This window comes from Serratia sp. CY56464 (genome assembly GCF_052168435.1).
GTDB lineage: Bacteria > Pseudomonadota > Gammaproteobacteria > Enterobacterales > Enterobacteriaceae > Serratia > Serratia marcescens.
This window is the reverse complement of sequence record NZ_JBJNMV010000001.1, coordinates 924421-938136: the sequence shown is the minus strand read 5'-3', so window position 1 is coordinate 938136 and position 13716 is coordinate 924421. Positions and strand designations below refer to the sequence as shown.

General features: G+C 54.0%; 11 protein-coding genes, 2 tRNA genes and 1 other RNA gene. 7 read left to right on the top strand and 7 right to left on the bottom strand.

All coding sequences use genetic code 11. The annotated features are described in order from the left end of the window. Nucleotides 1-171 precede the first annotated feature (171 nt). Nucleotides 172-816 (bottom strand): YchE family NAAT transporter, encoded by a 645-nt coding sequence (locus ACJ8KE_RS04680; protein WP_015378089.1) that lies wholly within the window; start codon nucleotides 814-816, stop codon nucleotides 172-174. Between the two features lie 530 nt (nucleotides 817-1346). Between ACJ8KE_RS04680 and adhE the strand changes: the two genes are divergently transcribed. Then, complete coding sequence (adhE, locus tag ACJ8KE_RS04675; protein ID WP_097101897.1) at nucleotides 1347-4019, top strand: bifunctional acetaldehyde-CoA/alcohol dehydrogenase; 2673 nt, start codon at nucleotides 1347-1349, stop codon at nucleotides 4017-4019. A gap of 119 nt (nucleotides 4020-4138) precedes the next feature. On the opposite strand, the gene ACJ8KE_RS04670 is transcribed toward adhE, so the two are convergent. Continuing rightward, nucleotides 4139-4723 carry a thymidine kinase gene (locus ACJ8KE_RS04670; RefSeq protein ID WP_015378091.1) on the bottom strand — a complete coding sequence of 195 codons (585 nt, stop codon included), beginning with the start codon at nucleotides 4721-4723 and terminating at the stop codon, nucleotides 4139-4141. A 700-nt stretch (nucleotides 4724-5423) separates the two neighbouring features. Between ACJ8KE_RS04670 and hns the strand changes: the two genes are divergently transcribed. After that, complete coding sequence (hns, locus tag ACJ8KE_RS04665; RefSeq protein ID WP_004932170.1) at nucleotides 5424-5831, top strand: histone-like nucleoid-structuring protein H-NS; 408 nt, start codon at nucleotides 5424-5426, stop codon at nucleotides 5829-5831. A gap of 186 nt (nucleotides 5832-6017) precedes the next feature. Here the strand turns inward: hns and ACJ8KE_RS04660 are convergent, their stop codons facing one another. From ACJ8KE_RS04660 to rssA, 5 genes are all read right to left on the bottom strand, one after another. Then, nucleotides 6018-7028, bottom strand: coding sequence for an NAD-dependent epimerase (locus tag ACJ8KE_RS04660; protein WP_016927491.1), 1011 nt, complete (start codon nucleotides 7026-7028; stop codon nucleotides 6018-6020). A 9-nt stretch (nucleotides 7029-7037) separates the two neighbouring features. Further along, a complete protein-coding gene (locus ACJ8KE_RS04655; protein WP_028127468.1) occupies nucleotides 7038-8381 on the bottom strand; it encodes a UDP-glucose dehydrogenase family protein in 1344 nt (447 codons plus the stop codon). Nucleotides 8382-8421: 40 nt separating this feature from the next. Next, a complete protein-coding gene (gene galU / locus ACJ8KE_RS04650) occupies nucleotides 8422-9339 on the bottom strand; it encodes a UTP--glucose-1-phosphate uridylyltransferase GalU (RefSeq protein ID WP_015378094.1) in 918 nt (305 codons plus the stop codon). Between the two features lie 213 nt (nucleotides 9340-9552). Then, nucleotides 9553-10566 carry a two-component system response regulator RssB gene (gene rssB, locus ACJ8KE_RS04645; RefSeq protein ID WP_004932178.1) on the bottom strand — a complete coding sequence of 338 codons (1014 nt, stop codon included), beginning with the start codon at nucleotides 10564-10566 and terminating at the stop codon, nucleotides 9553-9555. A gap of 103 nt (nucleotides 10567-10669) precedes the next feature. Continuing rightward, nucleotides 10670-11572 (bottom strand): patatin-like phospholipase RssA, encoded by a 903-nt coding sequence (gene rssA, locus ACJ8KE_RS04640; RefSeq protein ID WP_016927487.1) that lies wholly within the window; start codon nucleotides 11570-11572, stop codon nucleotides 10670-10672. A 118-nt stretch (nucleotides 11573-11690) separates the two neighbouring features. Here rssA and ACJ8KE_RS04635 point away from each other — a divergent pair, with 118 nt between their 5' ends. From ACJ8KE_RS04635 to ACJ8KE_RS04615, 5 genes are all read left to right on the top strand, one after another. Next, on the top strand, nucleotides 11691-12155 hold the full coding sequence (locus tag ACJ8KE_RS04635; RefSeq protein WP_016927486.1) for a YchJ family protein: 465 nt from the start codon (nucleotides 11691-11693) through the stop codon (nucleotides 12153-12155). Between the two features lie 68 nt (nucleotides 12156-12223). Further along, on the top strand, nucleotides 12224-13072 hold the full coding sequence (purU, locus tag ACJ8KE_RS04630; RefSeq protein WP_016927485.1) for a formyltetrahydrofolate deformylase: 849 nt from the start codon (nucleotides 12224-12226) through the stop codon (nucleotides 13070-13072). A 175-nt stretch (nucleotides 13073-13247) separates the two neighbouring features. Beyond that, nucleotides 13248-13332, top strand: a tRNA-Tyr gene (locus ACJ8KE_RS04625). 96 nt (nucleotides 13333-13428) lie between these two features. After that, nucleotides 13429-13513 (top strand) — tRNA-Tyr (locus ACJ8KE_RS04620). A gap of 47 nt (nucleotides 13514-13560) precedes the next feature. Further along, nucleotides 13561-13688, top strand: a non-coding RNA gene (locus ACJ8KE_RS04615) — RtT sRNA. The last annotated feature ends 28 nt before the right edge of the window (nucleotides 13689-13716 follow it).

The following is a 13716-nucleotide window of genomic DNA, read 5'->3' as shown; positions in this document are numbered from 1 at the left end:
CGCTTAGCGTTTTTTTTGCACAGCAACATGAGATTTATGCAACATAAGAGTGCAACCGCATAAATTTTATTCATCCTGTGCACTATAATAATGCGAACCAATAAATAATTTAAACTTTAAAATTAATTTTAGCCGCGCCAAGGCGAAAGGTGCGCGGCTAAACAAAGGGTATTACAACAGGCCGGGGAATATCGCCTTAATGCCGGTAACGATAAACTCGATCCCGAGCGCCATCAGCAACAGACCCATGATACGGGTGATCACGTTGATGCCGGTCTGCCCAAGCAAACGCACCAACAGCGGCGCGGCGCGGAACAACAACCAGCAGCAAAAGGCGAACAAGGCGATCGCGACCGTAAAGCCGAGCAGGCTTTGCCAGTTGTGATAACGGGAACTCCACACGATGGTGGAACTGATCGCCCCCGGCCCCGCCATCAGCGGCAGCGCTAATGGCACCACGCCGATGCTCTCGCGGATCGCGCTCTCCGATTTTTCCTGTTTGTTCTGTTTGTCTTCTCCCAGCTTGCCGCTGATCATCGACATGGCGATGGTCACCACCAGAATACCGCCGGCGATGCGGAACGAATCGATGGAGATGCCGAACATCCGCAAGATCCCTTCGCCCAGGAACAGCGATGTCCACAGAATAATGGCGACCGACAGGTTGGCGGTCAGGTTGGTTTTATTGCGCCCTGCTTCCGCCTGGTAGCTCGTCATGCTGATAAACACCGGCAAGATGCCCACCGGGTTGACCAGCGCAAACAGACCGACAAAGAACTTGATAAAGCCGGAAAGATCCAACAGAGATTGGCCCACAGATGGCTCCGCGTTAAGTGCTATAAAAGGTGTGCTGCCTATGCGCGCTAATGTAATGGAATTGCCGCGGGTAATCCATCCGGCGAAAGCAGCATTTTTGACTGCCAGCAAGTTAGGCAACAAAACAAATACCCTTTGTTAAAGTGATGTATGGCCTTTTGATTTTTTATGTTGAAAAAAGAGTCATCGATCACAGTTATTGATAATCACTCTCAACACCGCCAAGCTGAAAGGTGTCAGCTTGCACTTTTCATGATTTAGATCACAAATCAACTACCCAACAGTGGGTAAGCTCTTAGTCGTAGTCAGGGAGTAGAACAAAGTCGGTGGCAATCCAGCCGGTTCCGTTCTCTTCACTGCCTGCCCCTCCGGTTGGCGTAGGGTAAAGCTCTTTAAGCAAATCAGCAGCATGCGAAGAAATAACGCGGGAAAGCCCCGGTATTCGAATCACCGTTTATTCCCGTTATGACTATACTAGTGGCTCGCACGGCTTATTTACTGAAAGAGTTTAACATTATCAGGAGAGCATTATGGCTGTAACGAATGTCGCTGAACTGAACGAGCTTGTCGCACGTGTCAAAAAAGCCCAGCGCGAATATGCCAACTTCACTCAAGAGCAAGTGGATAAAATCTTCCGCGCTGCCGCCCTCGCCGCTGCTGATGCCCGTATCCCGTTGGCCAAAATGGCCGTGGAAGAATCCGGAATGGGTATCGTCGAAGACAAAGTGATCAAAAACCACTTCGCTTCCGAGTACATCTACAACGCCTATAAAGATGAAAAAACCTGTGGCATCCTGTCTGAAGATGACACTTTCGGTACCATCACTATCGCCGAACCTATCGGCCTGATTTGCGGTATCGTTCCTACCACCAACCCAACTTCTACCGCGATCTTCAAAGCGCTGATCAGCCTGAAAACCCGTAACGGCATCATCTTCTCGCCGCACCCGCGTGCGAAGAATGCCACCAACAAAGCCGCCGATATCGTGCTGCAAGCCGCTATCGCCGCCGGCGCGCCAAAAGACATCATCGGTTGGATCGACCAGCCTACCGTCGAGCTGTCCAACCAGCTGATGCACCACCCTGACATCAACCTGATCCTCGCCACCGGTGGCCCGGGCATGGTGAAAGCCGCCTACAGCTCCGGCAAACCGGCTATCGGCGTCGGCGCCGGCAATACGCCGGTCGTGGTAGACGAAACCGCAGATATCAAACGCGTGGTCGCCTCTATCCTGATGTCCAAAACCTTCGACAGCGGCGTTATCTGCGCTTCCGAACAGTCGGTCATCGTCGTTGACGCTATCTATGATGCGGTACGCGAACGTTTCGCTTCCCACGGCGGCTATCTGCTGCAGGGCAAAGAACTGAAAGCGGTGCAGGACATCATCCTGAAAAACGGCGGCCTGAACGCGGCCATCGTCGGGCAATCCGCACCGAAAATCGCCGAAATGGCAGGCATCAAAGTGCCGGCCAACACCAAAGTGCTGATCGGTGAAGTGAAGCTGGTCGACGAGTCCGAACCTTTCGCGCATGAAAAACTGTCGCCTACCCTGGCGATGTACCGCGCCAAAGACTTCGAAGACGCCGTCGCCAAAGCCGAAAAACTGGTCGCCATGGGCGGTATCGGCCACACGTCCTGCCTGTACACCGACCAGGATAACCAAACGGCTCGCATCGCCTACTTCGGCGATAAAATGAAAACGGCTCGCATTCTGATCAACACCCCGGCTTCTCAGGGCGGTATCGGCGACCTGTACAACTTCAAACTCGCGCCTTCGCTGACGCTGGGTTGCGGTTCCTGGGGTGGTAACTCCATCTCTGAAAACGTCGGACCTAAACACCTGATCAACAAGAAAACTGTAGCGAAGCGAGCAGAAAACATGTTGTGGCATAAACTTCCGAAATCGATCTACTTCCGCCGTGGCTCGCTGCCTATCGCGCTGGAAGAAGTGGCGACCGACGGGGCGAAACGCGCCTTCATCGTGACCGACCGTTTCCTGTTCAACAACGGCTATGCCGACCAGATCACCAAGGTTCTGAAGTCTCACGGCATCGAAACCGAAGTGTTCTTTGAAGTGGAAGCCGATCCGACGCTGAGCATCGTGCGCAAAGGCGCCGAGCAGATGAATTCCTTCAAACCGGACGTCATCATCGCGCTGGGCGGCGGTTCGCCGATGGACGCCGCGAAAATCATGTGGGTGCTGTACGAACATCCTGAAACCCACTTCGAGGATCTGGCGCTGCGCTTCATGGACATCCGCAAGCGTATCTACAAGTTCCCGAAAATGGGCGTGAAAGCGAAAATGGTCGCCATCACCACCACCTCAGGCACCGGTTCGGAAGTCACGCCGTTCGCCGTCGTCACCGACGACACTACCGGGCAGAAATACCCGCTGGCCGACTATGCGCTGACTCCGGACATGGCGATTGTCGACGCCAACCTGGTGATGAACATGCCGAAATCCCTGTGCGCCTTCGGCGGTCTGGATGCGGTCACCCACGCGCTGGAAGCCTACGTCTCGGTGCTGGCGAACGAATACTCCGACGGCCAGGCGCTGCAGGCGTTGAAACTGTTGAAAGAGTATCTGCCGGCCAGCTATAAAGAAGGCGCGAAAAACCCGGTTGCCCGTGAACGCGTGCACAACGCCGCCACCATCGCCGGTATCGCTTTCGCCAACGCCTTCCTCGGGGTTTGCCACTCCATGGCGCACAAGCTGGGTTCGGAGTTCCACATTCCGCACGGCCTGGCCAACGCGATGCTGATTTCCAACGTCATTCGCTACAATGCGAACGACAACCCGACCAAGCAGACGGCCTTCAGCCAGTACGATCGCCCTCAGGCGCGCCGCCGCTACGCTGAAATCGCCGACCATCTCGGCCTGAGCGCGCCGGGCGACCGCACCGCGCAGAAGATTGAGAAACTGCTGGCCTGGCTGGACGAGTTGAAAACCGAGTTGGGCATCCCGACTTCCATCCGCGAGGCGGGTGTGCAGGAGGCGGACTTCCTGGCGAAAGTTGACAAGCTGTCGGAAGACGCGTTCGACGACCAATGCACCGGCGCCAACCCGCGCTATCCGCTGATTGCCGAACTGAAGCAAATCATGCTGGATACCTTCTACGGCCGCGAATTCAGCGAAGCGGTCGACGAGGAAGCGGCAGCTCCGGCTGCAGCCAAAGCCGCGGTAAAGAAGCCCAAGAAATAACGGTTTCGTAAACCGATAAAAAAACCCGCCAAACGGCGGGTTTTTTATTGCGCCAGAGGCGCTGCATTTCGACTCACGCCGCCAAAACGCCTCAGCGGGCTTTGGCGGCGTTTTCTCCCCTATTCCAGGGAGTGAATCGCCTCTTTATAATGCTTGCGGCAGACGGAGACATAGCTCTCGTTACCGCCAATCACCACCTGCTCACCGGCGTGCATCGCCTGGCCGTTTTCATCCAAACGCAACACCATATTGGCTTTGCGCCCACAGTGACAGATGGTTTTCAATTCCACCAGCTTATCGGCCCAGGCCAGCAAATATTGGCTGCCGGTAAACAGCTCACCGAGAAAATCGGTACGCAGGCCGTAGCACAATACGGGAATGTCCAGTTGGTCCACCACATCGCACAATTGCTCAACCTGCGCCTTGGTCAGGAACTGGCTTTCATCCAGCAGCACACAATGCACCGGCTGCTGTTGATGCTCTTGCTGAATCATGGCGTACAGCATCGAGTCGTTGTTATAGAGCTGGGCTTGCGAGGATAAACCGATGCGCGAGCTGACCTTACCTACGCCAAAGCGGTGATCGATCTCCGCAGTGAACACCAGCGTGCGCATACCACGTTCTTGATAGTTATATGAAGACTGTAGCAGCGCGGTGGACTTGCCGGCATTCATCGCAGAGTAATAAAAATAAAGTTGAGCCATGGCCCCGCAACTCCGATGGTATAAGAAATATTCAAATGTCGATTAGGACGGTAAGTGTACCATAAGCCGCCCCCCAGGCTCAGCCCAAAGCGAACGAATATTGCGTTCGCCGTAATAATGCGCTTTCAAGCGAAACATATCGTTCTGTCGGCCCGTTCTTTTTACAGCTATTTACAGGATAATGTATGCCTGTCATCACTATTAATTCTTGCTAATGGTTAACCGCGATCATTTGCCCATTAATGCATAATCACGGTTTCACCGCGGCGGGTGCCGCAACCGCAACGGCGCGCCAGTCTATTATACTCGGGGCCAATACAGGGCATTTAATCACCTTCGCTGTCCCCGACGTTTCCTGACGCAATCTTTACCTATATACCCCTATTGTTTACAATGTCTGCCTAGCCATGACGTGATTAAGCCCACAGAACCCATTGTAATATTGATATAAATTACGGCGATAACTTATCGATGAAAGCCTTGCGACACGCGCCTTTTAAAGCATGCCTGTTGAAATTTTGACTTAAGTGCGACAAGGGTAATAGTTAACAGCCCTTCCTATATTAGTCGGACAGATCCGATTAACGGTTTTTTAAAAGGTAAATTTGAGTATTCAAGTCAATTTGGCTATTGCAGAAAAGAAAATAGCGCTCTATTATTATCGAGACGCCCCCCACCAATATAATTTGAGACTAGGACAATGAGCGAAGCATTAAAGATTTTGAACAACATCCGCACTCTGCGCGCCCAGGCAAGAGAATGCACACTGGAAACGCTGGAAGAAATGCTCGAGAAACTGGAAGTTGTTGTGAACGAACGTCGCGAAGAAGACAGCCAGGCTCAAGCAGAAATCGAAGAACGCACCCGTAAACTGCAGCAATACCGCGAAATGCTGATTGCTGACGGTATCGATCCGAATGAACTGCTGCAAACCATGGCTGCCAACAAGGCTGCCGGTAAAGCAAAACGCGCAGCACGTCCTGCTAAATACCAATATAAAGACGAAAACGGCGAATTGAAAACCTGGACCGGCCAAGGCCGTACTCCTGCGGTGATTAAGAAAGCTATCGAAGAGCAAGGTAAATCTCTGGATGATTTCCTGCTGTAATAGCGATTCGGCCCGTATCTGAAAGGCTCCCTGCGGGGGGCCTTTTCATTTTAAAGCTTATCGACGTGATCCTGCCTCATCCCTTTCCTTTTAGTAAATATCCTAATTCGCATTTTGTTCCTTGCATGGGGTTCCAGCGAAAAAAAAGGGCCCTAAGGCCCCTTTGTCGCATATACCCTCGTTCAATTATTGAACCTGGTAGAATGCCTTATACCAATCAACAAAGCGCTTCACACCCTCTTCAACGCTGGTTTCCGGCTTAAAACCAATGTCACGATAAAGCTCTGCGGTATCCGCGCTGGTATCCATCACGTCGCCAGGTTGCATAGGCAGCATATTCTTGCGGGCAGTTACCCCCAAAGCCTGCTCCAACGCCGTGATATATTCCATCAGTTTAACGGGGGTGTTATTGCCGATATTATAAACATGATACGGCGCGGAACTGGTCGCCGGCGATCCCTGTTCAACGGTCCATGACGGATCTGCCTGCGGAATAACCGCCTGCAGCCGCACAATCGCCTCGGTGATATCATCAATGTAAGTAAAGTCACGGTGCATTTCACCGTGGTTATATACATCGATGCTCTCCCCCGCCAATATGGCCTTGGTAAACTTGAACAGCGCCATATCCGGACGCCCCCAGGGACCATATACGGTAAAGAAGCGTAGCCCCGTCGTCGGGAGACCGTATAAATGAGCGTAACTGTGTGACATCAGCTCATTGGCTTTTTTGGTTGCCGCATACAGTGACACAGGGTGGTCGACAGAATCTTCGGTAGCAAACGGCAACTTGCGATTGAGGCCATAAACAGAGCTGGAGGAAGCGTAAAGTAAATGCTCGACCTTATTATGACGGCAGCCTTCCAGAACGTTCAAATGACCGATCAGGTTAGCGTCCGCATAAGCCAACGGGTTGACCAGCGAATAACGCACGCCGGCTTGGGCACCCAAATGAATGACTCGTTGGAACTGATGCTCGGCGAACAATGCCGCCATGCCCTCACGATCGGCCAAATCCAGCTTGATGAAGCGGAATCCCGGCTTATCCGCCAGCCTGTCCAGACGGGCCATTTTCAGGCCCACGTCATAATAGTCATTCAGGTTATCGATGCCGATAACCTGATGCCCGGCGGTCAACAAACGCTCTGCAACGTGATAACCAATAAACCCTGCGGCGCCTGTAACCAGGAATTTCATGCCCACTCCTTAAATAACCGGTTTAATCGAGGCACCGCGGCCAATCGCATAGTAGGTAAAGCCGCGATTCGCCAAACGCTCAGGATCGTACAGGTTACGTCCATCGAAGATCACCGGCTGTTTCAACGCACTCTTGATCACATCGAAGTCCGGTGCGCGGAAATTCTGCCATTCGGTGCAGATCACCAGAGCATCGGCGCCATGCAACGCAGCCTCTTTGGTACCCATCAGCTTCAAGTCGTCGCGCTGGCCATAGATGCGCTGAACTTCGTTCATCGCTTCCGGATCGTAGGCCTGGACGGTGGCGCCGGCAGCCCACAGTTGCTCCATCAGCACACGGCTGGACGCTTCACGCATGTCATCGGTATTCGGCTTGAACGCCAGGCCCCACAGTGCGAAGGTTTTGCCCTTCAAATCGCTGCCGAAATAGTCTTTGATAAAGCTGTTCAGCTTGTCTTTTTGTTGGTAGTTGACCTGCTCTACCGCCTGCAACAGCTTCGGTTGGTAACCGATCTGCTCCGCCGTGCGGATCAGCGCCTGGACATCTTTCGGGAAGCAAGAGCCGCCGTAGCCGCAACCCGGGTAGATGAAGTGATAGCCGATGCGTGAGTCGGAACCGATGCCCTGACGCACTTTCTCGATATCCGCGCCCAACATTTCCGCCAGGTTGGACATTTCGTTCATAAAGCTGATTTTGGTCGCCAGCATGCAGTTGGCGGCATATTTGGTCAGCTCCGCGCTGCGGATATCCATCATGATCATACGATCGTGATTGCGGTTAAACGGCTCGTACAGCTCGCGAATAGGCTCGATCACCTCTTTATTATCGGTACCGATCACGATGCGCTCAGGGCGCATGCAGTCAGCCACCGCAGCGCCTTCCTTCAGGAATTCAGGGTTGGACACCACGTCGAACGGCACGTTGCTGCCGCGTTTTGCCAGCGTTTCCGCCATCACCTGACGCACTTTGTCCGCCGTGCCGACCGGCACGGTAGATTTGTCGATCACCACTTTGCGATCGGTCATGTGCTCGGCGATGGTGCGCGCCACCGCGGTGACATATTTCAGATCGGCGGAACCGTCCTCATCCGGCGGCGTACCGACGGCGATAAACTGGATATTCCCGTGCGCCACGCCCGCTTTGGCATCGGTGGTGAAATGCAGGCGCCCGGCCTCATAGTTTTGCTGCACCAGCGGCGTCAGGCCCGGTTCAAAAATCGGGATATTCCCTTTTTTCAGGTTCTCGACTTTTCGCTCGTCAACATCGATGCACATAACGTCATGGCCAACTTCAGCCAGCACGGCGGCCTGTACCAGCCCCACATAACCAATACCAAAAACTGTTACTTTCATGTGAAAATCCTAGTTTTTCAAATTAAGACGAAAGATCAAATCACTTCTTGTCAGCGGCAACAACCTGCTGCAGCCACTGAGAAAACTCTTTGCCCAGGCTGGCATGACGCATGCCGTACTCCACGAAGGCCTGCATGTAACCCAGTTTGTTACCGCAGTCATGGCTCACGCCTTTCAGGTGATACGCTTCCACCGTTTCCTGCTGCATCAGCATTTCGATGCTGTCAGTCAGCTGAATTTCATCGCCGGCGCCTGGAGGCGTTTTCGCCAACAGCGGCCAAATATCGGCAGACAACACGTAACGACCGACAATCGCCAGGTTGGAAGGGGCTTTATCCGGCGACGGTTTCTCAACCACGCTGACCATCGGCGCGCTTTCGCCCGGTTGCAAATCAACGCCCTTACAGTCGGCTACGCCGTAGTTTCCGACATCCTTATGCGGCACGGGTTCAACCATGATCTGGCTGACGCCGGTGGCTTCGAAGCGCTGCAGCATTTCGTGCAGATTGTCTTTTTTCGGATCGGCGCTGTATTCGTCGAGGATCACATCCGGAAGCACCACCGCGACCGGTTCATCACCCACCATCGGGTAGGCACACATAATCGCGTGCCCCAGGCCTTTGGCATTACCCTGACGAACCTGCATCACGGTAACGCCTTTCGGGCAGATCGACTGCACTTCGTCCAGCAATTGGCGCTTGACGCGTTTTTCCAGCATCGCTTCGAGTTCGAAACTGGTATCAAAATGGTTTTCGATCGAGTTCTTGGAGGAGTGGGTGACCAGCACAATCTCGTTAATCCCCGCCGCAATGCACTCATTGACGACGTATTGGATCAGAGGTTTATCAACCAGCGGCAGCATTTCTTTCGGAATGGCTTTGGTGGCCGGCAACATCCGCGTACCCAAGCCTGCAACCGGGATCACGGCTTTTCTGACTTTGCGATTTACAGCAGGCATTATTTCCTCTCTTAAAGCTAAAGCGCTCATTTTATGAGCTTGGGCTCGATATAAAAAAACCTTCGGAGTATACCAGCTTATGCGCGCCGAGCATTAACCAGAACACAAATAGAAAACATTTAGGACTATTACCCGTTCGGATAATCCGGAGAATAAATAAACGGTTTAATTACAGATAAGTAAATAGCTTAAGATCGCGCCGATCGCTGCCTGCTATTCAGCGCTGAGCATCAGTCGCAATCGGCCACCGCTGCCCCATACCTGACATTGCCAGGCGGTACAACGCTGGCTGATCTGATTCATGTAGGTAGCCCCCAGCGTCCCCAGCGGCACGCCGTTGCTCAACTGGATTTGATTGTCACCGGTATTGACGTTGGCATGCAGCCCGGCGGAAACCAGAATCAGGTTTTTATTTTCGGCGTGATAATATCCCAACAACAGAGGGAATTGACCGTCTAATTTCCCCTGCCGCAATAATTGATTAACCTGCTTTAACAATGCCGACATTTGCGGCAAACGATGCTGTTGATTAGCCAGATGATCCTGCAGCAGCCCATTAAATAATGCGCGCAACAGCAATGCCGCCAATACACCATTATCGCCGGCGCGCGTGACGTCCAGACAATAGAATGCCAGATCCTTTTCTGACAAGGCGGCGATATCCAGCACCAAGCCGGGATTTTCGCCGGTGGTTAACTGCCGATAGTTGATCCGGCAATGCGCAATGGTCTGCTGTACCGGCGGCTGCAGTTGCTTAAGCAGTTTGACGGCTTCGGAAGGATTTTTGCTCAACGCATCCCAGTCCTGAAACAGTTCAACCTCTTCAATCGCCTGGGAGGTGAACATATTGGGGTATAAACACGCCAGCACCGCTTCACGCAGGCGATTGAGATCGGTCAGCGGCTTGAGCAGTACATCCTGCACGCCCAACCGCAGCACCTTGGCGATGTCGGCCATCTTGTCGGTGGCCGAGATCACCAGCACCGGGATCTGCAGCCCCTGCAAACGCAGATGTTCAACAAATTCGATACCGCCCATTTCCGGCATCGCGAGATCGCACAGAATCAGATCCGGCTTGAAGTCATCGACGGCACTCAGCGCCTGTAAACCGTTGGTCGCCTCGCCGGTTTCAGCGCCCAGCGAGGTCAGATAACCGACCAGCACGGAACGAAAAACCTGTTCGTCCTCAACGATCAAGATGCGCTTGTGAGTGAGTGGTAATGCCATCAGCCGAGCCTCGTCCCTTTCCATAGTGTAATAGTGGCTCAAAAAGGTCACTTATGCTCGTCTGAAACAGACCAACTGCGCATTGCCAACCAAGAACCGAGAATTATCTATTTTTTATCAACGGCAACAACCGATCCAGTTGTTTTTCAACCGCCAGCAACCCCGCCTCGATCGCTTCATCGGCGCGGTGGAAATCCAGCGTTGAGATTTGCGGGCAAAAAGGCTGGATCAAGACATCCGGCGGATCGCTCGCCATCCGGTTGCGCTTGAGGCGATTTTCCAGCATTTGAATCGATGTGCTCATAATCTCCATCGCCGTCGGCGCCGTCGCCGGTTTGCGCTTACGCATTCTGCCGACGCGTTCCCGCAGACGCCCGCGCCAGGTAGCCGCAGGCGCATCGTTGGGGCTTTCTTCCTCGATACGTATCGAGAACAGGTCCTGCTGCATCAGGTGCGCGTCATGCTGCAGATCGACCGCGATGACGATATCGGCGCCCATGGCGCGGCAAAGCGACACCGGCACCGGATTGACCACCGCGCCATCCACCAGCCAATAGCCGTCGGCCCATACCGGCGCCAACAGGCCTGGCATGCTGCAGGAAGCGCGTATCGCCTGATGAATATCGCCTTCGGTCAGCCACAGCTCACGCCCGGTGCTGAGATTGGTCGTCACGGCACCGAACTTCAACGCACAATCGGCGATATCATTGATCTTCAGCAGCTGTCCGACGGCGTTAAACACCCGCTCGCCGCGCAACAGGCCGCCGCGCTGCCAGGAAAAATCCATCAGGCGAATCACGTCCCAATAGCTGAACGATCGCACCCACTGCTCCATCGCCGGCAGGCGATGGCTGGCGAACGCGGCGCCCACCAACGCGCCGACAGAGCAGCCGGCAACGATATCGACCTCAATCCCCAGCTTCTTTAACGCATTAATCACGCCGATGTGCGCCCAGCCTTTAGCCGAGCCCGCTCCCAGCGCCAGTCCGATCTTGATTTGCCGCATAGCGCCATCCTCTCGGTAAACGGTGTTCCCTGCTTTCAGGGTAGATTGTCACTGACGAATATTGTTAGGTAACATATGCGCTAAATTCATTTTCAGCCTCGTTTTATCAGGAGTCATTTTGCCCGAATCATGCCCATGCGGCAGCGGACTGGCGTATAACGCGTGCTGCGCCCCTTTTATCAGCGGCAGTCAGCCGGCGCCGACGCCCGGCCAACTGATGCGTTCACGCTTCACCGCCTACGTGAATCATAACGTCGACTATTTGATCGCCACCTGGCACCCCGACTGTGGCGCCGAAGCGTGGCGCAATGCAATCGTCGACAGCTTTAAGAATACCGAGTGGCTGGGCCTGACGATCGTGGAAGAGAAAGCCGGTCATGAGCCGGATGAAGGCTTCGTCGAATTCATCGCCCGTTTCACCGATGGCGAAAGCGGCGAACCGCAGGCGATGCATGAGCGCTCGCGCTTCCTTCGTCGCGATCAACGTTGGTATTATATCGACGGCACCAAACCCCAGCCCGGCCGAAATGCGATGTGTCCCTGTGGCTCAGGGAAAAAATACAAGAAGTGCTGCGGGCGCTAGCCGGCCGGCGCTTCACGTTTACGCCTGCGCAGACAGGCCGTTCAGTATCAGACAGGATCCTCAAACCCATGCCGCACCAAAATGTACAACGGAAAGTGTTACGCACCATCTGCCCGGACGCCAAAGGGCTGATCGCCAAGATCACCAACATCTGTTACAAGCACGAACTCAATATCGTCCAGAACAATGAGTTCGTCGATCACCGCACCGGGCGTTTCTTCATGCGCACCGAGCTGGAAGGCATTTTCAACGACAACACGCTGCTGGCCGATCTGGACAGCGCCCTGCCGGAAGGTTCGCTGCGAGAACTGCACAGCACCGGGCGCCGGCGCATCGTGGTGCTGGTCACCAAAGAGGCGCACTGCCTGGGCGATCTGTTGATGAAAAGCGCCTATGGCGGCCTCGACGTTGAGATCGCCGCCGTAATCGGCAACCACGACACGCTGCAATCGCTGGTGGAGCGTTTCGATATTCCTTTCCATCTGGTGAGCCACGAAGGCTTGACGCGCGAACAGCACGACCGCGAAATGACGGCCAAGATCGATCAATATCAGCCGGATTACGTGGTGCTGGCCAAATATATGCGCGTGCTGACTCCGGCCTTCGTGCAACATTATCCGAATCAGGTAATCAACATTCACCATTCGTTCCTGCCGGCGTTTATCGGCGCGCGGCCTTATCACCAGGCCTACGAGCGCGGGGTAAAAATCATCGGCGCCACCGCCCACTACGTTAACGACAATCTCGACGAAGGCCCGATCATCATGCAGGACGTGATCCACGTCGATCACACCTATTCCGCCGAGGATATGATGCGCGCCGGCCGCGACGTGGAGAAAAATGTGCTCAGCCGCGCCCTGTATCAGGTGCTGGCGCAGCGCGTCTTCGTCTACGGCAACCGCACCGTTATTCTGTAATCGTTCAATAAATCGGTGCATTTCGTTCAGGGATGCACCGCCAAGAATAAAAAAACGGCAAACGATTCATTTTCTGCATTTCAATACTTTACACATCCGCTTCATTTGATATGATGCGCCCCGCTTACCGAGACAGCGCTCTCGCAAGCAAGGCCAGTTAAATAGCCATGTATATGGTGGGGTTCCCGAGCGGCCAAAGGGAGCAGACTGTAAATCTGCCGTCACTGACTTCGAAGGTTCGAATCCTTCCCCCACCACCATCTTTTCTCCGCCAGGAGCGAAGAGGCAGTAAAGAAACCGGCCAGGTTTCTTCCGGATGAAACCGGAACAACAATTTGTAAATCCATGAATACCATGGTGGGGTTCCCGAGCGGCCAAAGGGAGCAGACTGTAAATCTGCCGTCACAGACTTCGAAGGTTCGAATCCTTCCCCCACCACCATCTCTTGCAGAAAATCCCCCAACCGAATTACAAGCACATCGCCTCATAATGCTCCGCATTGGGGGAGGATGAGAAGCTTCGACCAAGGTTCGAGTCTCACGCAGTGAGACAACGCGCTTCAGCACGGCCCGCAGGGTGAGTCGCACAGCGACGAATCATCCTTCCCCCACCACCATCCCTTGAAGAAAATCCCAAACCCTACT